The organism is Pelomonas sp. SE-A7 (assembly GCF_030345705.1).
Lineage (GTDB): Bacteria > Pseudomonadota > Gammaproteobacteria > Burkholderiales > Burkholderiaceae_C > JAUASW01.
In genome coordinates, this window is the sequence record NZ_JAUASW010000001.1 from 2,957,355 (window position 1) to 2,981,072 (window position 23,718).

General features: G+C 66.5%; 24 protein-coding genes. 7 read left to right on the forward strand and 17 right to left on the reverse strand.

The annotated features are described in order from the left end of the window. Positions 1-173: 173 nt before the first annotated feature. The 12 genes from QT382_RS13350 to recA form a co-directional block, all read right to left on the reverse strand. On the reverse strand, positions 174-623 hold the full coding sequence (locus QT382_RS13350; protein ID WP_289254519.1) for a pilin: 450 nt from the start codon (positions 621-623) through the stop codon (positions 174-176). Between the two features lie 261 nt (positions 624-884). Next, positions 885-1,664 carry an MBL fold metallo-hydrolase gene (locus tag QT382_RS13355; RefSeq protein WP_289254520.1) on the reverse strand — a complete coding sequence of 260 codons (780 nt, stop codon included), beginning with the start codon at positions 1,662-1,664 and terminating at the stop codon, positions 885-887. 142 nt (positions 1,665-1,806) lie between these two features. Further along, the gene (locus QT382_RS13360) at positions 1,807-2,466 is read right to left on the reverse strand and encodes an FHA domain-containing protein (protein ID WP_289254521.1); all 660 of its coding nucleotides are present in this window, start codon (positions 2,464-2,466) and stop codon (positions 1,807-1,809) included. A 68-nt stretch (positions 2,467-2,534) separates the two neighbouring features. Beyond that, positions 2,535-3,323 carry a Stp1/IreP family PP2C-type Ser/Thr phosphatase gene (locus QT382_RS13365; protein ID WP_289254522.1) on the reverse strand — a complete coding sequence of 263 codons (789 nt, stop codon included), beginning with the start codon at positions 3,321-3,323 and terminating at the stop codon, positions 2,535-2,537. Positions 3,324-3,355: 32 nt separating this feature from the next. Further along, on the reverse strand, positions 3,356-4,387 hold the full coding sequence (locus QT382_RS13370) for a serine/threonine-protein kinase (protein WP_289254523.1): 1,032 nt from the start codon (positions 4,385-4,387) through the stop codon (positions 3,356-3,358). Continuing rightward, positions 4,384-5,121 (reverse strand): TerC family protein, encoded by a 738-nt coding sequence (locus QT382_RS13375; RefSeq protein ID WP_289254524.1) that lies wholly within the window; start codon positions 5,119-5,121, stop codon positions 4,384-4,386. Before QT382_RS13375 ends, QT382_RS13370 begins: the two co-directional genes overlap by 4 nt. Positions 5,122-5,141: 20 nt before the next feature. After that, entirely contained in the window at positions 5,142-5,840 is a 699-nt protein-coding gene (locus tag QT382_RS13380) for a TerC family protein (protein WP_289254525.1), read from the reverse strand. Between the two features lie 134 nt (positions 5,841-5,974). Beyond that, positions 5,975-6,868, reverse strand: a complete 894-nt coding sequence (gene sucD, locus QT382_RS13385) for a succinate--CoA ligase subunit alpha (RefSeq protein ID WP_289254526.1) — start codon at positions 6,866-6,868, stop codon at positions 5,975-5,977. A gap of 21 nt (positions 6,869-6,889) precedes the next feature. Beyond that, the gene (gene sucC, locus QT382_RS13390) at positions 6,890-8,050 is read right to left on the reverse strand and encodes an ADP-forming succinate--CoA ligase subunit beta (protein WP_289254527.1); all 1,161 of its coding nucleotides are present in this window, start codon (positions 8,048-8,050) and stop codon (positions 6,890-6,892) included. Between the two features lie 38 nt (positions 8,051-8,088). Next, positions 8,089-8,685 carry a DUF2889 domain-containing protein gene (locus QT382_RS13395; RefSeq protein ID WP_289254528.1) on the reverse strand — a complete coding sequence of 199 codons (597 nt, stop codon included), beginning with the start codon at positions 8,683-8,685 and terminating at the stop codon, positions 8,089-8,091. 200 nt (positions 8,686-8,885) lie between these two features. Further along, positions 8,886-9,467: a regulatory protein RecX gene (locus QT382_RS13400; protein WP_353957272.1), complete on the reverse strand. Its 582-nt coding sequence runs from the start codon at positions 9,465-9,467 to the stop codon at positions 8,886-8,888. A gap of 8 nt (positions 9,468-9,475) precedes the next feature. Beyond that, positions 9,476-10,522, reverse strand: a complete 1,047-nt coding sequence (recA, locus tag QT382_RS13405) for a recombinase RecA (protein WP_289254529.1) — start codon at positions 10,520-10,522, stop codon at positions 9,476-9,478. Between the two features lie 132 nt (positions 10,523-10,654). Between recA and QT382_RS13410 the strand changes: the two genes are divergently transcribed. Both QT382_RS13410 and QT382_RS13415 read left to right on the forward strand, forming a co-directional pair. Beyond that, positions 10,655-11,326 (forward strand): response regulator, encoded by a 672-nt coding sequence (locus QT382_RS13410; protein ID WP_289254530.1) that lies wholly within the window; start codon positions 10,655-10,657, stop codon positions 11,324-11,326. Positions 11,327-11,379: 53 nt separating this feature from the next. Next, the gene (locus QT382_RS13415; RefSeq protein ID WP_289254531.1) at positions 11,380-12,900 is read left to right on the forward strand and encodes a sensor histidine kinase; all 1,521 of its coding nucleotides are present in this window, start codon (positions 11,380-11,382) and stop codon (positions 12,898-12,900) included. Here the strand turns inward: QT382_RS13415 and rodA are convergent. The 5 genes from rodA to QT382_RS13440 form a co-directional block, all read right to left on the reverse strand. Continuing rightward, entirely contained in the window at positions 12,891-14,057 is a 1,167-nt protein-coding gene (gene rodA, locus QT382_RS13420; RefSeq protein ID WP_289254532.1) for a rod shape-determining protein RodA, read from the reverse strand. The genes QT382_RS13415 and rodA overlap by 10 nt on opposite strands. Beyond that, positions 14,054-16,063 (reverse strand): penicillin-binding protein 2, encoded by a 2,010-nt coding sequence (gene mrdA / locus QT382_RS13425; RefSeq protein WP_289254533.1) that lies wholly within the window; start codon positions 16,061-16,063, stop codon positions 14,054-14,056. Before mrdA ends, rodA begins: the two co-directional genes overlap by 4 nt. Positions 16,064-16,076: 13 nt before the next feature. Continuing rightward, the gene (mreD, locus tag QT382_RS13430) at positions 16,077-16,598 is read right to left on the reverse strand and encodes a rod shape-determining protein MreD (RefSeq protein WP_289254534.1); all 522 of its coding nucleotides are present in this window, start codon (positions 16,596-16,598) and stop codon (positions 16,077-16,079) included. After that, complete coding sequence (mreC, locus tag QT382_RS13435; RefSeq protein WP_289254535.1) at positions 16,595-17,602, reverse strand: rod shape-determining protein MreC; 1,008 nt, start codon at positions 17,600-17,602, stop codon at positions 16,595-16,597. The genes mreD and mreC overlap by 4 nt, the downstream gene beginning before the upstream one ends. 67 nt (positions 17,603-17,669) lie before the next feature. Beyond that, a complete protein-coding gene (locus QT382_RS13440) occupies positions 17,670-18,713 on the reverse strand; it encodes a rod shape-determining protein (protein WP_289254536.1) in 1,044 nt (347 codons plus the stop codon). A gap of 293 nt (positions 18,714-19,006) precedes the next feature. Here QT382_RS13440 and gatC point away from each other — a divergent pair, with 293 nt between their 5' ends. Genes gatC through QT382_RS13465 form a run of 5 tightly spaced genes read left to right on the forward strand, consistent with a single transcriptional unit; the run spans position 19,007 to position 23,659 of the window. Further along, complete coding sequence (gatC, locus tag QT382_RS13445; RefSeq protein ID WP_289254537.1) at positions 19,007-19,306, forward strand: Asp-tRNA(Asn)/Glu-tRNA(Gln) amidotransferase subunit GatC; 300 nt, start codon at positions 19,007-19,009, stop codon at positions 19,304-19,306. A 23-nt stretch (positions 19,307-19,329) separates the two neighbouring features. Next, positions 19,330-20,817, forward strand: a complete 1,488-nt coding sequence (gene gatA, locus QT382_RS13450; RefSeq protein WP_289254538.1) for an Asp-tRNA(Asn)/Glu-tRNA(Gln) amidotransferase subunit GatA — start codon at positions 19,330-19,332, stop codon at positions 20,815-20,817. 2 nt (positions 20,818-20,819) lie between these two features. Then, positions 20,820-22,274, forward strand: coding sequence for an Asp-tRNA(Asn)/Glu-tRNA(Gln) amidotransferase subunit GatB (gatB, locus tag QT382_RS13455; protein WP_289254539.1), 1,455 nt, complete (start codon positions 20,820-20,822; stop codon positions 22,272-22,274). Then, on the forward strand, positions 22,274-22,900 hold the full coding sequence (locus QT382_RS13460) for an RluA family pseudouridine synthase (RefSeq protein ID WP_289254540.1): 627 nt from the start codon (positions 22,274-22,276) through the stop codon (positions 22,898-22,900). The genes gatB and QT382_RS13460 overlap by 1 nt, the downstream gene beginning before the upstream one ends. 18 nt (positions 22,901-22,918) lie before the next feature. Beyond that, complete coding sequence (locus QT382_RS13465) at positions 22,919-23,659, forward strand: SDR family NAD(P)-dependent oxidoreductase (RefSeq protein ID WP_289254541.1); 741 nt, start codon at positions 22,919-22,921, stop codon at positions 23,657-23,659. Positions 23,660-23,718: the final 59 nt, after the last annotated feature.

Genomic DNA, 23,718 nt, shown 5'->3' on the forward strand with positions numbered 1-23,718 from the left:
ATCTCCCAACAGGCCCGGCAGGGCGATGACGCCCAGCAAGGCGACCCAGCAGATCAGCCCTGGCCGGCGGCTTGGCATCAGAGGGGAGCTCACAACTCAGTCTCGGCCGCAGGAAATGAAAAAAGGGGGCGGATGCCCCCTTTTGCGATCAGCATGGAACGCTGGCGGTTTGCTTAGGTACCGCTAGCAACGTTGTTCTTCTTCAGGGCATTTTCGACGGCGGTCGTCATGCTGGTCGAGGTGATGGCCCAGGCCACGCGAGCATCACCCAGCGTCGGGGTCAGGATGATCGAGCCGGCAGCGCTGTTGCCCATGGCGTCAGCAGGAACCGTGGCGGTGACAGCGCCGGTCGTGGCATCCACTGCGACTGCGCTAATCAGCGGGGTGGCGTTCCAGGCAGGAATACCAGCGGTCGAATCATTGCAACCGGCCAGCGTGCCCTTTTCCTGGGCGCAGATCGTGACGGCCGTCTTGATCGAGTTCAGGCTGGACACGGCAGAGGCGGCCTTGGACTTGGACGTGTAGTCCTTGTACTGGGGGATGGCCACAGCGGCCAGGATGCCGATGATCGCCACGACGATCATCAGTTCGATCAGGGTGAAACCTTGTTGGACGCGCTTCATAAGGAACTCCTACAGCAGGGTTGAGGGGTAGAGACGACCCCTCTGAATGCAGGGGTCGTGCCAGCCCTGCGTTCAGCGGATTTCGTGAGCCAGGTCACGCAAAACGAGCCAGCCCGAAGGCCGGGCTGACAGAAATTGTCAGAAGTCGGGTGAAGCCTTGAAACGCAAATCGTCACCTGACATTTTTTGTCAGGCCTGGGGCGTGAACCGGAAACAAAAGAGCCGCCCGGGCGGCGGCTCATCGCTGCGGGGAAACCCGCATTACCAATCGATGCTCTGGCCGGCTTGCAGGGCCTGGATCCTGTGCGGCGTCGGCAGTACGCCGATCTCGCTCATCACGGCATCGAGCTCGCCCGGCTTGATGTGGGTGATGTGCACATCCACGCTGCCGCCCAGCTGGCTCAGCTCACGGGCCAACTCGGACGGGCAAAGGTGCTGGCTGATACGAGCCAGCTCGCATTCGTCGTCGCCGAAAGCGGTTTCTATGACCAGATGGGCCACCTGCAACTGCGCCAGGCGAGCCCAAAGCGCCGGATTCGGGCCGGTGTCGCCCGTGAACACCCAATGGCGACCCGAGCCGTTGTCGATCGCGAAACCGCAGGCCGGCACCGTGTGCTCGGCCGTGAGGATCTCGATCTGCCGGCCTCGCCCAAGATCCAGTCGCTCGCCAACCTGGAACGGATGGAAGCTCAGCACTGGCGCCTCGGCGCTCGGCAGGCGGCTGAAATCGGGCCAGATGACACCGTTGAAGATGTGGCGGCGCAGCGCCTCGATGGTCTCCGGCAGCGCATTGATGCGAATGGGCGGGCGCTGGGCCTGGGCACGCAGGCGCAGCACTGAATCCGCGAGCAGGCCTATGGCCAGCACATGGTCCAGGTGCGAGTGGCTGATCAGGATCTGGTCGATCCGAGCCAGCTGCTCGAGCGTCAAGTCACCGACGCCGGTGCCGGCGTCGATCAGGACGTCATCGTCCAGCAGAAAGGCCGTGGTCTTGAATCCGGCCGCAATAGCACCGGAACAGCCGAGAACGCGAATGGTCATGGATAAGGCTCAATGGCCCGTGTCCTGGATTGACGCACGGGCTACAGGCCTTGAATTTACGCGGTGCGACGTCCGCTGCCCAAGCCCAAATTCACGTTGGGAAGCAGCGCCTCGCGCGGCGCCAGGGCTCACGTGACTTGGTTCACGCGCTCTGGACGAACTGCATCCGGGTGCCGGCCAGCTCGATCACGTCGCCGCTGCGCAGCGCCACCGATTCGGCAGTTAGCGGCGCACCGTTGACGCTGGGGCGTTGTGCCCCTTCCACATGGGCGAACACATAGCCCGAAGGGCGCTTGGTGATGGACGCCACCTGGACGCCGGGCTTGCCGACCGTGGTGACTACCTTGGTCAGGCTCACCTCGCGGCCGGCGGCGGCGCCGGTCAGCACCTTGATGACGGCCGGCGTGGCACTGCTGGCCGGACTGGACAAGGTGCCGAAACTGGAGGGCAGACCGAAGCCGGTGGGCGCGTTGGCGCCCGGCTTCAGGATCATCGTCTTTTCGTAGTCGGCACTGTCTTCGACCAGGTACTTGATCTTGTACTTGCCGACTTCGACGATGTCGTTGTTGGCAAGCAGCTGCTTCTTGATCGCCTTGCCGTTGATGTAGGTGCCGTTGGTCGAGTTCAGGTCTTCGATGAAGACATCGTTGCTCACCATCTGCAGAACCGCATGCTCACCGCTCACCGCCAGGTTGTCGATGACGATGTCGTTGTACGGCCTACGACCGAGCGTGGTCTTGTCCTTGGTGACCTGAACCTCCTTGATCACCACACCGTCGAGCGAAACAACCAGCTTGCCCATTGTTGACCCCATAGTTGTCAGCGGCGGCCCGGGCCGGCGCTGCTTGTCTGCCTTGAATGCCGCCGGGCTCAGCGCCGGCCGAACGGCCACCAGGTACGACCGACGGACCGCGCCCGACCTTCGGCGCGCACCAAAACGACTGCAATATTATCCTTGCCGCCCATGTCATTGGCCGCATCGATCAGCGCCTGCGCCGCTTCCGACAGCGAAGGGTGGCTAATCAACAACTGTGCCAGGGCATCGTCGTCGAGCATATCGGACAAGCCGTCCGAGCACATCAGGTAGACGTCGCCGGATTGGACCTCATGCTGGTGCAGCTCCAGCATCACGGCGTCCTCGACGCCGACCGCCCGTGTGACCAGGTTCTTGTTGCTGGAGAAGACCGCCTCCTCAGGCGTCAGCAGGCCCGCGTCCAGCTGTTCCTGCAGCAGCGAATGGTCGCGGGTGATCTGGCTCAGATGACCGCCGCGCAGCCGGTAGCAACGCGAATCACCCACGTGGCCCAGCAGCAGCCCCTGCTCGCGGAACACGGCCAGCACCAGGGTCGTGCCCATGCCCGCGTAGCGAGGATTGGTATTGGCGGCGTTGAAGATGGCGCGGTTGGCGTTGTCCACGCAGATGTCCATGGCCCTGCGCACGTCGGTCGGGTCCACACTGCTGCCGGATTCCTTCAGCCATCGACCCAGTTCGGCCTTGATGAAGGACGTCAGCATCGAGCTGGCCACCTCGCCGGCGTTGTAGCCCCCCATGCCGTCGGCCAGCACGGCCAGACTGACGCTCTCGTCCACCGCCACCGAATCCTCGTTGTTGTCGCGCGCGCGGCCGACGTCAGTGGCGCTGAAGAACTCCAGGGTCATGGGCTTGGACGGGCGCGGGTTGAGGGTGGGGGTTACGGCAGGGTTCGGGGATTTTGCCCTGCTTCTGCGGCGTCCAGACGCTGGGTTTGTGCGAAAGGATCCACGCTTTGGGGCTGGGAAAGCCCTGCCAGAGGAGCGATGGGCAGCACGCCTTCGGCCTCGGCCGGCAGTTGCGGAAGGATTGCCTCCAGGTCCTGCGCCAGCTGCTCGCCGCTGGCATACCGCAGCTCGGGACGCTTCTCCAGCGCCAGGGCCAGTACCAAGGCCAGCGACTCGGGCAGCTCCTTGCGGTAGTGTCGGATGTCGGGCGCCGGCTCATTGGCGATGCGATACATCAGCTTGGCCATCGATTCGGACTGGTGCGGCAGTTGCCCGGTCAGCAACTGATAGAGCAGGGCCCCGAGCGAATACAGGTCGCTTCGACCATCGACCTTGAGCCCGGCCAATTGTTCGGGTGACATGAAGGATGGCGTGCCCAATACGAGGCCGGTCCGCGTGCGGCTGCCGTCGGCGATGCGAGCGATGCCGAAATCCATGATCTTCACGGCGGCGCTGGTGCGCTCCAGCATCACGTTGGCCGGCTTGATGTCGCGGTGCACCACGCCCTGGCTGTGAGCATAGGCCAGGGCGCGTGCCAGCCGGATTCCCAACTCGAGCGTCTCGCGCAGCGGCAGCAGCTGGCCGGACCGTGTGAAGTGGCTCAGGTCTTGACCCTGGACCAGCTCCATTGCAATCCAGGCATCCTGTTCTGCCTCGCCGGCGTCGATGACGCGCAGGATGTCAGGATGCTGCAGATGGCCGGCCGCGCGGGCCTCGCGCATGAAGCGCTGGCGCACCTCTGCCAGATCTTCGGAGGCAAATTCGCGTTGCAGCGCCAGGCGCTTGATGGCGACGACCTCGCCGGTCTGCTTGTCTGCGGCGCGATAGACGATTGCCATGGCGCCGCGACCCAGTTCCTCGCCGATCTCGTAGCGCTGCAGTCCGGCAGGAACGGCACGCTTGGCATCGCCGGAAACCTCCTCGCCGCCACCGCCCATCACGCGCTTCCAGAATCCGCCGCTCATGTGCCTCCCGGGCTCCTTCGGCGCCGCGCCAGCAGGCTGCCGACGGCCGGCACCAGGAAGGCGCCAGCCAGGGAGCAAGCGTAACCCAATGCTGCCGGGACTTCGGGCGTCGCGCCATGCTTGGGTGGCAGCATCGGCAGCCAGGGCCTCAGGGCCGGATCCTCGATCAGCATGCCGCCGGCGATCCAGCCGAGCAGCATGGCTCCGCCGGTGATGATCAGCGGGAAGCGGTCCATCAGCCGGATCACCAGCTGGCTGCCCCAGACGATGATGGGGATGGACACCACCAGGCCGAACACCACCAGGAGCATCTCCGAGCCCTCGCCGGCCGCCTCGGCCGCACCGGCGATCGCAATGACGTTGTCCAGGCTCATCACGAAGTCAGCCACGATCACCGTCTTTACCGCGGACCAGAGCCGGTCACTGGCCTCGATCTCGCCATGGCCATCGCCCTCCTCGGGCAGCAGGAGCTTGACGCCAATCCACAGCAGCAGCAGAGCACCGGCGATCTTCAGATACGGCACCTGCAGCAGCGTCAGCGCGAAGAAGATCAGCACCACCCGCAGCAGGATTGCACCCACCGTGCCCCACAAGATTCCCTGCCGGCGCTGCGCTGTTGGCAGCTTGCGGCAGGCCAGGGCGATCACCACCGCGTTGTCGCCACCCAGCAGGATGTCGATCATGATGATCTGGGCCACGGCGACCCAGAAGTCAGCATTCATTAGCTGGTCCATGGGCTCCGCATCTTAGTGGCTCATTCGTCGCCCACGGTTCGTCGACGCCGTGCCAACCAGGTGCCCGCGGCCACCACGCCAATGGCGCAACTGATGCTCACCGCATAGTCCAGGCCGTGCATATGGGTCTCGAACCAGTCATGCACCGCCATGTCGGTCACGGCCATTTCGCCGGCCACAAATCCAAGCAGGGCAGCGCCGAGCACGACGATGAACGGAAAGCTCTCGATCAGCTTCAGCAGCAAGGTGCTACCGAAGATGATCAGGGGGATGGACAGCCCGAGACCAAGCACCAGCAAGAGTGTGCGTGCGCCTTCGGGTGCGCTGTTTGCCGCGGCAGCCACGGCAATCACGTTGTCCAGGCTCATCACCAGGTCGGCGACCAGAATGGTGCGGACGGCCGACCACAGGCTGCTGCTGGCATGCACATCGGCGGCGTCTTCCTCTTCCACCATCAGCTGCACACCTATCCACAGCAACAGCAGGGCGCCGATCAGCTTCAGGTAGGGGAATTGCAGCAGTGAGACCGCGAACAGGGTCAGGATGACACGCAACACGATGGCGGCCGCGCTGCCGGCGAACACTGCCTTGGCCTGCTGGTGCGCAGGCAGGTTGCGCGCGGCCAAGGCAATCACGACCGCGTTGTCGCCCGACAGCAGCACGTTGACCCAGATGATCTTGAGCAGGGCAATCCAGAACGCGGCAGTCATCAAATCCATGGGAACTCCTGTCGGGCAGGTCAGATGGCGAGCAAGGGCAATGGCATGACCCGACCCCTCTAGTGTCGCGGGGCGGGTCGCAATAAAACAAGCCGCCCGGAGGCGGCTTGTTGATCAGCGGGGCGAAGCCTGAATCAGAGCAGACCCTTGAGCAGCTTGCCCATCTCCGAAGGATTGCGCGTGACCGTGAAGCCGCACTCTTCCATGATGGCCAGCTTGGCATCGGCCGTGTCGGCGCCGCCCGAGATCAGCGCGCCGGCGTGGCCCATGCGCTTGCCCGGAGGGGCGGTGACGCCAGCGATGAAGCCGACGACCGGCTTCTTCATGTTCAGCTTGCACCAGCGGGCGGCTTCCGCCTCGTCCGGGCCGCCGATCTCGCCGATCATGATGACGGCGTCGGTGTCCGGATCGTCGTTGAACGCCTTCATCACGTCGATGTGCTTCAGGCCATTGATCGGGTCGCCACCGATGCCGACGGCCGACGATTGGCCCAGGCCGATTTCGGTCAGCTGTGCCACGGCTTCATAGGTCAGCGTGCCCGAGCGCGAGACCACGCCGATGCGGCCCTTGCGGTGGATGTGGCCGGGCATGATGCCGATCTTGATTTCGTCGGGCGTGATCAGGCCGGGGCAGTTGGGGCCCAGCAGCAGCGTGCGCTTGCCGCCGGCCGCTTCCTTGGCCTTCATCTTGTTGCGCACTTCCAGCATGTCGCGGACCGGGATGCCTTCGGTGATGCAGATCGCCAGGTCCAGGTCGGCTTCGACAGCTTCCCAGATGGCGGCAGCGGCACCAGCCGGCGGCACGTAGATCACGGACACGGTGGCGCCGGTCTGGCCAGCGGCTTCCTTGACCGTCGCGTAGATTGGGATGTCCGAGAACTTCTCGCCCGCCTTCTTGGGGTTCACGCCGGCGACGAACGCATTCTTGCCGTTCGCGTAGGCCTGGCAGCCCAGGGTGTGGAACTGACCGGTCTTGCCCGTGATGCCCTGGGTGATGACCTTGGTGTCTTTGTTGATGTAGATACTCATGGCGAATTCTTTCTTTCAGGCTCAGGCGACAGCGGCAACGATCTTGGTCGCGGCTTCGGCCATCGAATCGGCGGCGATGATGGGCAGGCCGGAGTCGGCCAGCATCTTCTTGCCCAGTTCTTCGTTGGTGCCCTTCATGCGCACCACCAGCGGCACGGACAGGTTCACGGCCTTGCAGGCGGTGATCACGCCCTCGGCGATGGTGTCGCACTTCATGATGCCGCCGAAGATGTTCACGAGGATGCCCTTAACCTCGGGGTTCTTCAGCATGATCTTGAAGGCCTCGGTCACCTTCTCGGCCGTGGCGCCACCGCCGACGTCCAGGAAGTTGGCCGGCTCGCCGCCGAACAGCTTGATGGTGTCCATGGTGGCCATGGCCAGGCCGGCGCCGTTCACCAGGCAGCCGATGTTGCCGTCCAGGCTGATGTAGGCCAGGTCGAACTTGGAAGCTTCGACTTCGGCCGGATCTTCTTCGTCCAGGTCGCGGTAGGCGACGATTTCCGGGTGACGGAACAGGGCGTTGGCGTCGAAGTTGAACTTGGCGTCCAGGGCCATCAGATTGCCCTTGGAGTCGCAGTTCAGCGGGTTGATCTCAACCAGCGACGCGTCCGTATCCATGTAGCACTTGTAGAGCTTGGCGAAGATGTCGACGGCCTGGTCGACGGAACCGCCGGTCAGGCCGATGGCCGCGGCGATCTTCTTGCTCTGCTCGGCGGTCAGGCCCACCAGCGGGTCGATCATCTCGGTGATGATCTTCTCGGGCGTCGAGTGGGCGACTTCCTCGATGTCCATGCCGCCTTCGCTCGAAGCGATGAAGGCGACCTTCTGCGTGCCGCGGTCGGTGACCAGCGAGACGTACAGCTCGTTCTTGATGTCGGCGCCGTCCTCGATGTACAGGCGACGGACCTTCTGGCCTTCGGGGCCGGTCTGGTGCGTGATCAGCTGCATGCCCAGGATCTTCTCGGCGTTGGCCTTCACATCGTCCAGGGTCTTGGCGACCTTGACGCCACCGCCCTTGCCGCGGCCACCGGCGTGGATCTGGGCCTTGACGACCCAGACCGGGCCACCCAGCTTCTGGGCGGCTTCGACGGCCTCTTGCACGGTGAAGGCCGGGATGCCGCGGGGCACCGGCACGCCGAACTGGCGCAGGATTTCCTTGCCCTGGTACTCATGAATCTTCATAGGGGGTCTCGCTTAGGGGAAGTCAGTCAATCGATCGGTCAGGAAGATCCCAGCGGCGTCGCGGTGGATTCGGCCTGCAGGGCCTGTCCTTGGCGATACCAGCGGGGGTAATGGGTTTGCACGACCGGGCCATCGCGGCGCAGCGCATGGCAGCGGTCGAGCTGGAAGGGAGGTGTGCCGTCCTCACTGCCTTCACGGGTGTCGATCACCTCGCCGGCAAAGGCCTGGATCACAGCTGTAGGCAGCACGTTGCAGAGCTCGGTGAGATGGGTGCAGCCCAGCACACCGGACAGCTTCTGCTTGACCGCCGCCCGGAAGCCCTTGAGCAAATTGAGCCCGACCAGCTGGGCATAGGCATTGCCGTGATGCTCGCATCGGCCCGGGTATGGCATGGCACGGGTGTCGGACGAGGCTTCAAGAATGTTCAGCCGGGCATCGACGACCAAGGTCAACAGCATGTCGTGGACCGGCTCACCGGCCTTGCGAATGCCGGCCGAAAGCTGCATGTCTCGTGTCTTGGTATCCCGCAACTCGGCTTCGACGTCGAACAAGCCGTCATTGCGCGCATAGACCTGCACCAGGGTGGCGCGGGCATGCATCAAACGGCGCTCGGTGGAGGGGGCGTTCGGGGACATCGGGACTGGGTAGCGGGCTGCGCGACAAAGGCCCCGTACCGGGACGTAACCAGGCCGGCGCCGTTTGCGCAAGCCGGCAATGTAGCATGCTGCGCCGCATCAAGGCTTTCGCGGAACTGTCGGCGCGCCCCAGGGTGGTGCCGCTCGGCGATTCAGGTGCGCCTTCAATGTTCGGCAGCCCGAGCCCGACGGCCGAGCCGCTAGTCGTCGTCCGCGCGCAGCGCCCGTCGAATCGCTTCTGCCGAAAAGCCCCGGGCCGCGAGAAAGCGCATCTGCCGGGCTTTCTCGGCGGCATCGGCCGGCAAGGAATCACCGAACTTGCGCCGCCGGGCTTCGGCGGCCCGCGCCGGCTCGGCTTCGCGCAGCGCTTCGTTCTGCTCGATAGACAGGCTCAGCCCATGCTGGGCCAGCTCCTGCTTGATGCGCAGGCTGCCATAGCGCTGCGAACGCAGATGCAGCCGCGACTCGACGAAACGTTCTTCGTTCAGATAGCCCTGGCCCTGCAGCCAGACCAGGACCTGCTCGACTTCGGTTTCAACAGCCGCCTTGGCTTCAACATCAGCTTCGGCTTCTACTTGTCGCTCGAAGCCGCCAGCGAACTCCTCGCCGGCGGTTGCCGCTTCGCCCTCGCGGTCGTGGTCGCGATCACGCGCGATCCTGAGCAGCTTGCGCCGCAGCTCGGCCGCGCTGTGCTCGCGCTGGGCCAGCAGGGCGATGGCCCGCGCCTTCAGCGACAGCGGCTTGGCCGCGCCGGCACGGCGCGAGGAGGCGCCCGCCGGCATTCAGGGCCTCATTCCTCTTCGCCGCCCTCGGCGCCGGCGATCAGCGCAATGCCCATGGACTCGCGGATCTTGTTCTCGATCTCCACGGCCAGGTCGGGGTTCTCGCGCAGGAATTCGCGGGCGTTGTCCTTGCCCTGGCCGATCTTCTCGCCGCCGTAGGCATACCAGGAGCCGGACTTCTCGACCACCTTGGCATTGACGCCCATGTCGATGATCTCGCCCTCGCGGCTGATGCCTTCGCCATAGAGGATGTCGAATTCGGCGGTCTTGAACGGGGGCGAGACCTTGTTCTTGACGACCTTGACCTTGGTCTCGGAGCCGATCACCTCCTCGCCCTTCTTGATCGAACCGATGCGGCGGATGTCCAGGCGCACCGAGGCGTAGAACTTCAGCGCATTGCCGCCGGTGGTGGTTTCGGGGCTGCCGAACATCACGCCGATCTTCATGCGGATCTGGTTGATGAAGATGACCGTGCAATTGGTCTTCTTGATGGTGGCCGTCAGCTTGCGCAGGGCCTGGCTCATCAGGCGGGCCTGCAGGCCCGGCAACTGGTCGCCCATCTCGCCTTCGATTTCGGCCCGGGGCGTGAGCGCGGCCACCGAGTCGACCACGATCAGGTCCACCGAGCCGCTGCGCACCAGGGCGTCGACGATCTCGAGCGCCTGTTCACCGGTGTCCGGCTGGCTGATCAGGAGGTCTTGCAGGTTGACGCCCAGCTTCTGGGCGTATTGCACGTCGAGCGCATGCTCGGCGTCGATGAAAGCGCAGGTGCCTTGCAGCTTCTGCATCTCGGCGATGACCTGCAGGGTCAGCGTGGTCTTGCCGGAGGACTCGGGGCCGTAGATCTCGATCACGCGGCCGCGCGGCAGGCCGCCGACGCCCAGGGCGATGTCCAGGCCCAGCGAGCCGGTGGAGACGACCTGGATGTCTTCGATCACCTCGCCCTCGCCGAGCCGCATGATGGAGCCCTTGCCGAACTGCTTTTCGATCTGGGCGAGGGCGGCCTGCAGGGCCTTGGCTTTTTCGGTGTTCAGCTGCTTGACGGGGGCGTCCATGGGATCTCCTGTGAGGGCCGGCGCATTATGGCGCCACATCTGTATATCTGTACAGTAGTTTATCCCAGGCCTGCTGCCAATCCATGTCAGCAGCGACGGTCCCTAGAATGGGGGAAACACGGAGACAAGCCCATGCGGATCCTGATCGCGGAAGACGACCAAGTGTTGGCGGACGGGCTGCTGCGCTCGCTGCGCGCCTCGGGCTATGCGGTCGATCAGGTCAGCAGCGGCACCGAGGCCGATGCCGCCCTGGCCTCGCATGAATTCGACCTGCTGATCCTGGACCTGGGCCTGCCCAAGCTGCATGGGCTCGAGGTGCTGCGCAAGCTGCGCGCCCGAGGTTCCAGCGTGCCGGTCCTGATACTGACAGCCGCCGACAGCATCGAGCAGCGAGTCAAGGGCCTGGATCTGGGCGCCGACGACTACATGGCCAAGCCCTTCTCGTTGCAGGAACTGGAGGCGCGGGCGCGGGCGCTGACCCGACGCGGCCTGGGCAGCGCCTCCACCGTGATCAAGCATGGCCCGCTGTCTTTCGACGCCACCGGCCGCGTGGCCTATATCAACGACCAGATGATCGAGCTGTCGGCCCGCGAGCTGTCGCTCTTGGAAGTGCTGCTGCAGCGCGCCGGCCGTCTGGTCAGCAAGGACCAGCTCGTGGAGCGTCTGTGCGAATGGGGCGAAGAGGTCAGCAACAACGCGATCGAGGTCTACATCCACCGGCTGCGCAAGAAGATCGAGCAGGGCCCGATCCGCATCGCCACCGTGCGCGGGCTCGGCTACTGCCTCGAGAAGATTCCAGGCTGAATGGCTGAACGGGACCTGTCGATGGTCGCGCCGGACTGTCGCCACTCGGAAGCATGAGCACAGAAGCCCAGCCCCGCTCGCTGTTCGGCGAGATCCTCGACTGGATGCTGGCGCCGCTGCTGCTGATCTGGCCTATCAGCGTGGCGCTGACCTGGCTGGTGGCTCAGGGCATCTCGGCCAAGCCCTATGACCGCGAGCTTGGCGAAATGGCGCGCAACCTGGGCCTGCAGGTGGCCGCGGAAGCGGCGCGAGTCAGCACCACCAACGGCAAGGGCCGTTATGCCCTGTCCGCCGAGGCCGCCGCGCTGCTCAGGGCCGACGAGAGCGACACCATCTACTACCAGGTGCTCGGGCAGCGCGGGGAATACCTCAGCGGCGATCGCAACCTGCCGGTTCCGCAACCCGATGCTCCGATCCAGCCCTGGGAGCTGCAGCTGCGTGACGACGAGATTGGCGGCGAGAGCGTGCGCGTGGCCTACCTCTGGGTCGCACCCGACAACCAGCCGCCCGGCAGCAGCCGCACCATGCTGGTCCAGGTGGCCGAGACCCTGGGCAAGCGCAGCCGCCTGACCAACGAAATCATCAAGGGCGTGATCCTGCCGCAGTTCGTGATCCTGCCGCTGGCCGTGCTGCTGGTCTGGCTGGCGCTGGCGCGCGGCATCGCGCCGCTGAACGAGCTGCAGCGCCGCATACGCCGCCGCGAAAGCTCCGACCTCAGCCCCATCGAGGAGAGCCGCGTGCCCGACGAAGTCGCGCCGCTGGTGCGCGCCATCAACGACCTGCTGGGCCGGCTGGACCAGTCGATCAGCTCGCAGAAGCACTTCCTCGCCGACGCCGCCCACCAGCTGAAGACGCCGCTGGCCGGCCTGCGCACCCAAGCCGAGTTCGCCCAGCGCGAGATCGACGAAGGCAAGAGCTCGCCGACCGAGCTGAAACGCTCGTTGCAGCAGATCGCGCTGTCCAGCCAGCGCGCCGCCCACATGGTCAACCAGCTGCTGGCCATGGCGCGGGCCGAAGACAAGGAACATGCGGCCCGCCGCAGCCTGGTCAACCTGTCGGCGCTGGCCATAGAGACTGTGCGGGACTTCGTGCCGCGAGCCATGGAGAAGCGCCTGGACCTGGGCTACGAAGGCTCGGAATGGGCGGCCAGCCAGCTGCGGGTGCTGGGCCATCCGCTGCTGATACGCGAACTGATACGTAACCTGGTCGACAACGCCCTGCTCTACACGCCCGAAGGCGGCACGGTGACCGTCCGCGTGGTCGAAGACCCGTTCGGCCAGGTCGTGGTGCTGCAGGTGGAGGACTCGGGTCCGGGCATTCCGGAGAGCGAGCGAGAGAAGGTGTTCCAGCCCTTCTACCGCGCGCTCGGCACCGAGGTCGACGGCTCGGGCCTGGGCCTGGCCATCGTGCGGGAGATTGCGCAGCAGCACGGCACCGAGGTCACGCTGGACGAGACGCGGGACCGTCGCCAGGGCCACGAGAGCCCCGGCGCCCGCTTCACCATCCGCTTCCAGGCCCAGCCGCCAGCACCGCCGGCCGCCGACGAAGACGACGAGCAGGCAGCTCAGCCGTGATGATGATGGCTGCCGCGGCGGCTGCGCGCGATGGCCATGAGCAGACCCAGACTCAGCCCCAGCATCACCATGGCCGTGCCGCCATAGCTGATGAAGGGCAGGGGCACGCCCACCACCGGCAGGATGCCGCTGACCATGCCCATGTTGACGAAGACATAGGTGAAGAAGCTCAGCGTGATCGCCCCGGCAAGCAGCCTTGAGAACAGCGTGGGCGCCTCGGCCGCGATGGCCAGGCCGCGCAGTATCAGCACGGTGAAGCCGATCAGCAGGCCCAGCGCGCCGAGCAGGCCGAACTCCTCGCCATAGGCGGCGAACACGAAGTCGGTGGTGCGCTCGGGAATGAATTCCAGATGGGTCTGCGTGCCCTTCATGAAACCCTTGCCGGTCACGCCGCCCGAGCCGATGGCGATCTCGCCCTGGATGATGTGGAAACCCTTGCCCAGCGGGTCCTTGCTCGGGTCCAGCAGCGTGCAGACGCGGTTCTTCTGGTACTCGCGCAGCACCGGCCATTTCACGTCGGGCTGGCAGATCGCCTCCTCGCTCATCACCAGTGCGGAGATGGCAATCGCGCCGACGGCCAAGGCCGGCACGATCAGCTTCCACGACAGGCCGGCGAAGAAGATCACGTAGAGCCCGGCCGCCAGCACCAGGATGGAGGTGCCCAGGTCAGGCTGCTTGGCCACCAGGCCGACCGGGATGGCCAGTAGGATGAAGGCCGCCACGAAGTCCGGCAGCCGCAGCTGGCCTTCGCGCTTCTGGAACCACCAGGCCAGCATCAGCGGCACGGCGATCTTGAGCAGCTCCGAGGGCTGGATCTGGGTGATGCCGATATTCAGCCAGCGGGTCGCGCCCTTCTTGCTGACGCCGAACAGCGCCACCGCCACCAGCAGGGCCACCCCCATCACGTAGAGCGGCACGGCCAGTCGCGCCACCTTCTGCGGCGGCACCTGGGCCACGACGAACATCACGCCGGTGGCCAGCAGCATGTTGCGGGCATGGTCGATGAACCGCGTGCCGTGGTCGTAGCCGGCCGAATACATGCACAGCAGGCCCAGCAACATCAGCCAGGCGGCGGCCAGCAGCAGCGGTGCATCGAAACCGGCAAACAGCGGCTGCATGCGGCGCCAAAGGCTGGGCTTGCTGAGGACGGCACTCATCTCGATGCTCCGGATGCAGGTGCGCTTGGCGCCGGCACCGGTGCCGAGGCACCGAGCTGGCCCGGCAGCGGCACATCGACCCCGCGCCGCGGCGTGCCGGTCGGCGAACGGCTCTTGCCCTGCTGGGTCAGCGCCATGTCTTCCTCGCTGGGGTACTGCCCCAGCAGAAGATAGTCGAAGACGCGGCGGGCGATGGGCGCGGCCGCCTCGGAACCCCAGCCGGCGTTCTCCACGATCATGGCCAGGGCCACCGTCGGCGCCTCGACCGGCGCGAAGGCGACGTAGAGCGAATGGTCGCGCTTGCGCTCGTCGGCCTTGACGCTGCTGTACTTCTCACCGGCCTTGATGCCGATGGCCTGGGCCGTGCCGGTCTTGCCACCGCTCTGGTAGGCCGCCCCCTGGAAGGCGGCGCGCGAGGTGCCTTCCAGCGTCACGCCGTTCATGGCCTGCAGGATCACCTGCACATGCTCGGGCTTGAGCGGCAGCGGCTCCAGCGCATCGCTGGCCATGCGGCGGTTCTGGTGCTGGACCACGTCCTCGATCTCGCGCACCAGACGCGGCTTGAAGCGCTGGCCGCCCGAGGCGATGGTGGCGTAGGCCGTGGCCATCTGCAGCATGGTGAAGCTGTTGTAGCCCTGGCCTATGCCCAGCGAGATGGTCTCGCCCGGGAACCATTTCTGGTTCGCCGGATTCTTGGCGAAATAGCGTCGCTTCCAGTCCTGCGAGGGCAGCACGCCGGTGACCTCACCCTGCACGTCGATGCCGGTCTTGCGGCCCAGGCCGAAGGGCTCGAGCTGGTCGTGGATCAGGTCCACCTCCATCTCATGGGCCAGGCTGTAGAAGTACACGTTCGAGGAGCTGACGATGGCCGAGCGCATGTCCTTGGGGCCGGGCCGGTCGGTCTCGGGGCTGCCGAAGCTGCGGCCGCCGAAGTTGTAGACCAGGTTGTCGATGACGACCACGTTCGCGGCCCGCTTGCCGCTGTTCAGCGCCGCCATGGCCATCAGCGGCTTGTAGGTCGAGCCCGGCGGATAAGTGCCCCGCAGCGCGCGGTTCAGGAGCGGCTTGTCTATGTCTTCGTTCAGCGCCGTCCAGCTGTCGGCGTCGATGCCGTCGACGAACAGGTTGGGGTCGAAGGTCGGTTTGGAGACGAAGGCCAGCACCTCGCCGTTGCGCGGATCGATGGCCACCAGGGCGCCGCGCCGGTCCTTGTACATTTCCTCGACCATGGCCTGCAGGCGGATGTCGATCGACAGGCGCAGAGTATTGCCCGGCGTCGGCGGACGGTGGGCCAGGCGGCGCACGGCCTTGCCGCCGGCGCTGGTCTCGACCTGCTCGAAGCCGGTGATGCCGTGCAGCTCGCGCTCATAGGCCTGCTCCAGGCCCAGCTTGCCGATGTACTCGGTGCCGCGGTAGTTGGCGATCTCTTCTTCGGACCACTCGTCCTGCGCCTTTTTCTCGGCCTGGTTGATGCGGCCTATGTAGCCGATCAAATGGCTGCCGATCTCGCCCAGCGGGTAGTTGCGGAACAGCCGGGCCTTGATCTCCACGCCGGGGAAGCGGAAGCGCTGGGCGGCAAAGCGTGCCACCTCGGTGTCGCTGAGCTTGGTGCGGATAGGCAAGGACTCGAAGTTCTTGCTCTCCTCCATCAGGCGCTTGAAGCGCTTGCGGTCGCGTGCCTGGATCTCGATGACCTCGGCCAGCTGGTCGATGGTCTGCTCCAGGTCCACCACCTTCGAGGGCGTGATCTCCAGCGTGTAGGCCGAGTAGTTGCTGGCCAGCACGATGCCGTTGCGGTCCACGATCAGGCCGCGGTTGGGCACGATGGGCACGACCGTCGTACGGTTGGTCTCGGCGCGCTCCAGCAACACATCGTGCTGCGCCACCTGCAGCCAGAGCAGGCGGGCCAGCAGCAGCGCGAAGCAGAACAGCACGAAGGCGCCGGCCGCGAGCACGCGCAGCCTGAAGCGGCTGAGCTCCTGGTGGACGTTCTTGAGCAGGGTCACGCCAGCAGCTGCCTCAGAGCGGACGGTGGGCGTCTGGATCGGGCGGCCGGCGCTGCGGCGCCAGCAGCAGGGCCGTGGCGATGGGCCACAGGGCGGCCTCGATCAGCGGCGCGAAGATCAGCGTCCAGCCCGGCCACATGCCGCCGACGATCAGGCGCACGATCAGCGAGACCGCATGGGCGCCCATGAACAGCGGCAGCACGTGCAGGGCCTGCTCGCGCAGCTTGAACCACAGCAGGCGGCGATGCAGGGCCACGGCGCCGAAGCTCAGCATGCTGTAGGCCAGCGCATGCTGACCCAGCAGGGCACCGTGGTGCACGTCCACCACCAGGCCGAAGATGAAGGCCCAGCCGACACCCACGCGGCGCGGCTGGTGCACGTTCCAGAACACCAGCACCAGGGCCAGCAGGTCGGGCATGCCGGCCATGCGGCCGACTGGCACCATGTCGAACATCAGCGCCAGCAGCAGGCTGAGGGCGATGAAGAAAGGGTTGACCGGCAGCAGCAACTGGCTGGTCGCGCGGGGCATGATCATCGGTGCCCCCCTTCCGCCTTGCTGGCCGCAGCAGCGGCCCGCGCCTCGGCCGCCCGGGCCTTGGCTTCGTTCTTCAGTTCAAGCTTGCGCGCTGCAGCGCTGGCGGCCTCGGCCGCGTTGACCGCAGTAGCTTCCTGCCGCGCCGCTTCGTTCTTGGCCATGGGTTCCAGCACCAGCACATGGCGGGCCGCGTCGGGCGGCGAGGCCGGCGCCAGGTTCACGCGGGCGAAGCTGGTGTCGCCGCGCCGCTCGACGGCCATCACCTTGGCCACCGGCAGGCCCGGCGGGTACATGCCGTCCAGGCCCGAGGTGGAGAGCAGGTCGCCGACCTTGATGTCTGCATTGGCGGCCATGAAGCGCAGCTCCATCGCGCCTTCGCTGCGCTCGCCGCCATAGGCCACGCCGCGCTGCTGCGTGCGGTTGTTCAGCACCGGAATGGCGGCGTCCTTGTCGCCCAGCAGGGTCACCTCGCTGGACAGCAGGTAGACCCGCGTCACCTGGCCCAGCACGCCGGCATCGTTGATCACCGGCGCACCGGCGCGCACGCCGTGGCGGCTGCCGCGATCGATGATGACGCGGCGCGAATAGGGGTCGGCGGCTTCGTAAAGCACCTCGGCTGCCAACGACGGGACAGGCTGCGCCTCCTGCATCTTCAGCAAGGCGCGCAGCTTGTCGTTCTCGGTCTGCAGCTGGCCGGCACGCGACAGCCGCTCGGCCTGCTGCACCAGTTGGCGACGGGCCTGGTTCTCGGCCTCGGTGGCACGTTCCATGCCGCGCAGGTAGTCGCCGCCAGCCTCCCAGGCATCGACCGGCGCCAGCAGGGCGCGCTGCAGCGGATGCAGGGCCAGCGCCAGGCCGGCGCGCAGCGGCTGGGTCATGTTGAAGCGGGCGTCGGCCACCATCAGGAAGATGGCCAGGGCCGCATAGACGGCCAGCTTGCTGGCCGCCGACAGGCCCTGCCGGAACAGCGGCGGCGGATTGCGATCCAGGGTGCCCAGGCTCATGGCGTTTGAAACGAGAAAAGCCGGCCCGTCCTACAACGTGCCGGCTTGCTCAGGAACATGGACCGGATTACTCGGACGCGAAGATCAGGCCCAGGCGCTCCATGCGCTCCAGGGCCATGCCACAGCCGCGCACCACGCAGGTCAGCGGGTCTTCGGCCACCAGCACCGGCAGGCCGGTTTCCTCGGCCAGCAACCGGTCCAGGTCGCGCAAGAGCGCGCCGCCACCGGTCAGCATCATGCCGCGCTCGGCGATGTCGGCGCCCAGCTCGGGCGGGGTCTGTTCCAGCGCGTTCTTGACGGCCGAGACGATCTGGTTGAGCGGGTCGGTCAGGGCTTCCAGGATCTCGTTGGACGAGATGGTGAAGCTGCGCGGCACGCCCTCGCTGAGGTTGCGGCCCTTGACTTCCATTTCCTTGACTTCGGAGCCGGGGAAGGCCGATCCGATGTTCTTCTTGATCGCTTCGGCCGTGGGCTCGCCGATCAGCATGCCGTAGTTGCGGCGGATGTAGTTGATGATGGCCTCGTCGAACTTGTCGCCGCCGACGCGGACCGAGCCCTTGTAGACCATGCCACCCAGCGAGATCACGCCGACCTCGGTGGTGCCGCCGCCGATGTCGATGACCATCGAGCCGCTGGCTTCGGAGACCGGCAGGCCAGCGCCGATCGCGGCAGCCATCGGTTCTTCGATCAGGTGCACCTCGGAGGCGCCGGCGCCGAGGGCGGCGTCGCGGATCGCGCGCTTCTCGACCTGGGTCGAACCGCAGGGCACGCAGATGATGATGCGGGGCGAGGGACGCAGCAGCTTGGTGTCGTGCACCATCTTGATGAACTGCTTGATCATCTGCTCGGTGATCACGAAGTCGGCGATCACGCCGTCCTTCATCGGGCGGATTGCCTCGATGTTGCCGGGCACCTTGCCCAGCATGGCCTTGGCTTCGGCGCCAACGGCCTGGATGGTCTTCTTGCCGTTGGGCCCGCCCTCGTGGCGGATGGCAACGACCGAGGGCTCATCGAGCACGATGCCCTTGCCGCGGACGTAGATCAGGGTGTTGGCAGTGCCCAGGTCGATGGCAAGGTCGGTGGAGAAGTAACGGCGCAGGGAGGCGAACATGGTGTGTTTGGAGGCCAACGCGGCGCTTCTGGCGCTGTGGCGGCAGTGACTCGCGTGGCTGGCTGGGCGCTTTTTGGGTCGGGAAACAGCGGCCGCTTCACTTGAAGCAAGGCGGTCGCGGGCGGTGTTCGCACCATATGCAACGAGGCTGCCTGAACCTTGCCGGTCGGGCAGCCCCGTAGCCATGGAGATAAGCGGAGATAATACCCGATCACCCCCCAAATAAGGCATGAGGGAAGGCCCTTGCCGGCCTTTCTTTGTGACCAGATTTCAGTCTGCTTGGAAGCCCTCCGATGGCCCTGACCTCCGACGACGTGAGCCGCATCGCCCACCTGGCCCGGCTCGAACTCTCGCCTGCCGAACAGGCAGCCCTGCTGCCGCAGCTCAATGGTTTCTTCTCCATCGTCGAGCAGATGAGCGCGGTGGACACCAGCGGCGTCGAGCCGCTCTACACCCCGCTGTCGGCGGTGCAGGACGTGCAGCTGCGGCTGCGCGACGACAAGGTCACCGAAAGTAACCGCCGCGAGCTCAACCAGGTCAGCGCCCCCGTCACCGAGGACGGCCTGTACCTGGTGCCCAAGGTCATCGAATAAGCCGTAGAGAAGAAGAAGCCCGCATGAAATCCCTGCACGAAATGGGCGTGGCCGAGCTGGGCCGCGCCCTGCGCGAACGCCAGGTCTCCAGCCGCGAACTGACCCAGACCCTGCTGGCCCGGGTCCAGTCCAACGAGGCGCTGGGCGCCTTCCTCCACATCGACGCCGAGGCCGCCCTGGCCCGCGCCGCCGCCGCCGACGCCATGCTGGCCGCTGGCGAGGCCGGCGCCCTGATCGGCATTCCGATGGCCCACAAGGACATCTACGTCACGGCCGACATGCCCACCACGGCCGGCTCCAGGATCCTGGAGAGCTACCGCAGCCCCTTCGACGCCACCGTCGTCGCCCGGCTGAACGAGGCCGGCACGGTCTCGCTGGGCAAGCTGAACTGCGACGAGTTCGCCATGGGCTCGGCCAACGAGAACTCGGCCTACGGCCCGGCCCACAACCCCTGGGACCGCTCGCGCGTGCCGGGCGGCTCCTCGGGCGGATCGGCCGTGGCGGTGTCGGCCCGTCTGGTACCCGCCTCCACCGGCACCGACACCGGCGGCTCGATCCGCCAGCCGGCCAGCTTCTGCGGCATCACCGGCATCAAGCCGACCTACGGCGTCTGCAGCCGCTACGGCATGATCGCCTTCGCCTCCAGCTTGGACCAGGCCGGCCCCATGGCCCGCTCGGCCGAGGACTGCGCCCTGCTGCTGTCCGCCATGAGCGGCTTCGACGAACGCGATGCCACCAGCATCAATCAGCCGCCGCAGGACTTCCATGCGCAGATGCTGCAAGCGCGTGAAGGCGCCACCGCAGCCCAGCCCTTGAAGGGCCTGCGCATCGGCGTGGCCGCCGAGTTCTTCCCTCAGGGCCTGTCCAGCGACGTGAACGCCGCCGTGCGCCAGGGCCTGGCCGAACTGGAGAAGCTGGGCGCCACCCTGGTGGACGTCAGCCTGCCGCGCACCGAGCTGGCCATTCCCGTCTACTACATCATTGCCCCGGCCGAGGCCAGCTCCAACCTGAGCCGCTTCGACGGCGTGCGCTTCGGCCACCGCGCCAAGCAGTACGGCGACCTGCTGGACATGTACAAGAAGACCCGCGCCGAAGGCTTCGGCCCCGAGGTCAAGCGCCGGATCATGATCGGCACCTACGTGCTCTCGCACGGCTACTACGACGCCTACTACCTGCAGGCCCAGAAGCTGCGCCGCATGATTGCCGACGACTTCCAGCAGGCCTTCGCGCAATGCGACCTGATCGCCGGCCCGGTGGCCCCGAGCGTGGCCTGGAAGGCCGGCGAGGGCGCGGACGATCCGGTCAAGGCCTACCTTGCCGACATCTTCACCCTGCCCGGTTCGCTGGCCGGCCTGCCGGGTATGAGCGTGCCCTGCGGCTTCGGCGAAGGCGGCCTGCCGGTCGGCCTGCAGCTGATAGGCAACTACTTCAAGGAGGGCCAGCTCTTGCATGCGGCCCATGCGCTGCAACAAGCGACCGACTGGCACCAGCGCGCTCCGGCAGGACTCTGACCATGACGACCACGAGCAAACTCATCCGCGGCTACGAGGTCGTGATCGGCCTGGAGAACCACGTCCAGCTGTCCACCGACTCCAAGATCTTCAGCGGCAGCTCCACCGCCTTCGGCGCCGAGCCCAACACCCAGGCCTCGCCGGTGGACCTGGCCCTGCCCGGCACGCTGCCGGTGCTGAACCGCGCCGCCGTGGACCGCGCCATCCGCTTCGGCCTGGCGGTCGGCGCCAAGGTCGCGCCGCTGTCCATCTTCGCCCGCAAGAACTACTTCTATCCAGACCTGCCCAAGGGCTACCAGATCTCGCAGTTCGAGATTCCGGTGGTGCAGGGCGGCGCGGTCGAGTTCTTCGTCGGCGACGTCAAGCACAAGGTCAACCTGACCCGCGCCCACCTCGAGGAGGACGCCGGCAAGAGCCTGCATGAGGACTATCACGGCCAGTCGGGCATAGACCTGAACCGCGCCGGCACGCCGCTGCTGGAAATCGTCTCCGAGCCCGACATGCGCTCCGGCGCCGAGGCCGCCGAATACGCCAAAACCCTGCACGCCCTCGTGATGTGGCTGGGCATCTGCGACGGCAATATGCAGGAGGGCTCGTTCCGCTGCGACGTCAACGTCTCGGTGCGCAAGCCCGGCCAGCCCTATGGCACGCGACGCGAGATCAAGAACCTCAACAGCTTCCGCTACCTGCTGCAGGCGGTGGACTACGAGGTCAACTGGCAGATCGACCAGATCGAGGACGGCCTCAAGATCCAACAGGCCACCGTGCTGTTCAACCCGGACACCGGCGAGACCCGCGCGATGCGCAGCAAGGAAGACTCGGCCGACTACCGCTACTTCCCCGACCCCGACCTGCCGCCGCTGGTGATCGCGCCGGACTGGGTGGAGAAGGTGCGCGGCGAAATGCCCGAGCTGCCCGGCGTGATGGCGGCGCGCTTCGTGTCCGCCGACGGCCTGCCCGAGTACGACGCCACCATGATGACCCAGAGCCTGGCCACGGCCCGCTACTACGAGGCCGCCAAGGCCGCCGGTGCGGCGCCCAAGCTGGTGGCGAACTGGGTGATGGGCGAGATCAGCAAGCGGCTGAACAGCGAAGGCATCGAGATCGAAGCTGCGCCGGTAGCCGCTCAAGTGCTCGCCCAGCTGATCGCCCGCATCGCCGACGGCACGATCTCGAACAACTCTGCCAAGCAGGTTTTTGACGCCCTGTGGGCCGGCGAGGGTTCGGATGTCGACGCCATCATCGCGGCCAAGGACCTGAAGCAGTCCAACGACACCGGCGCCATCGAAGCCATCCTGGACGAGGTGCTGGCCGCCAACCAGAAGTCGGTGGACGAGTTCCGCGCCGGCAAGGACAAGGCCTTCAACGCCCTGGTCGGCCAGGCCATGAAAGCCACCAAGGGCAAGGCCAACCCGGCCCTGGTCAACGAGCTGCTCAAGAAGAAACTCGGCGGTTGATGAAGCATGAGCTGGGCTGGCTGTTCGAGGACGGGCGCTGCCTCGTCGTCGACAAGCCCGCCGGCCTGCTCTCGGTGCCCGGCCGCGGCGAAGACAAGCAGGACTGCGCCTCGAGCCGGGTCCAGCAACGTCATGCGGACGCGCTGATCGTCCACCGCCTCGACCAGGCCACCTCGGGCCTGCTGCTGTTCGCGCGCGGCGCCGAGATGCAGCGGGCCTTCAGCTACGAATTCATGCAGCGGCGGGTGCACAAACGCTACCTTGCAGTGGTCGAAGGTCTGCTGCAGCCGCTTGACGGCGAGTGGCGCGAGATCGATCTGCCGCTGATCGCCGACTGGCCGAACCGGCCGCTGCAAAAGATCGATCAGGTGCAGGGCAAGCCCTCCCGGACCCGCTGGCGGGTGCTGGCCCACGAGGGCGGCCGCAGCCGCGTCGAGCTGGAGCCGGTGACCGGCCGCTCGCACCAGCTGCGCGTCCACCTGCAGGCCATCGGCCACCCCATCGTCGGCGATGCCTTGTACGGCAGCACCGAAGGCGAACCGCGCCTGCTGCTGCATGCCTGCGAACTCGCCCTGCCCGAAGCGCCGGGCGGGGCCATCAGCGTCGTCAGCCCCGCGCCCTTCTGACTGGCTACCATCCGCGCCATGAGTGCTCCCTCGTCCCATCTTTTCATCGTCACCGGCAGCTCCCGCGGCCTGGGCGCGGCCCTGGTCGAGCGGCTGCTGGCATCGCCCGGGAACCAGGTCCTGGGCATCGCCCGCCGCACCGGCCCCGGGCATGAACGGCTGACCCAGTGGAGCCTGGACCTGGCCCAGCCGCTGGCCGCTGCACAGCAACTCCAGGCCTGGCTGGCGCAGCAGGCCAGGCCGGCCAGCGCCACGCTGATCAACAACGCGGCACTCCTGAATCCGCCGGGGCCAGTCGAAGGCGTCGAGCTGGCTGCGCTGTCGGACGGCCTCCGCGTGGGACTCGAAGCGACGCTGCTGCTGTCCAGCGCCTTCCTGCGCGCGGCCCGGCCCTGGGGCGTGCCGCTGAAGATCCTCAACATCAGCTCCGGCCTGGGCCGCCGCGCCATGGCCGGCGCCGCCCCCTATTGCGCGGCCAAGGCCGGCATGGACAACCTCTCGGCCTCGATGGCGCTGGACGAAGCCCAGCGCGCGGACGGCGCCCGCGTCGTCTCGCTGGCACCCGGCATCATCGACACCGACATGCAGGTCCAGCTGCGCGCTGCCGACCCCGCCGGCTTCCCCGACCATGGCAATTTCGTCGGCTACAAAAGCAGCGGCGCGCTGGCCAGCCCCGTGGCCACGGCAGCCAAGATCCTGGCCTACCTGGCCAGGTCCGATTTCGGCCACCAGGCCATCGCCGACATCCGCCAGGCTTGAACCTGGCACCCTCCGCCCCCAAATCACCCCTGCCCCGCTTCCGGGGCGCTTTTCGAGAG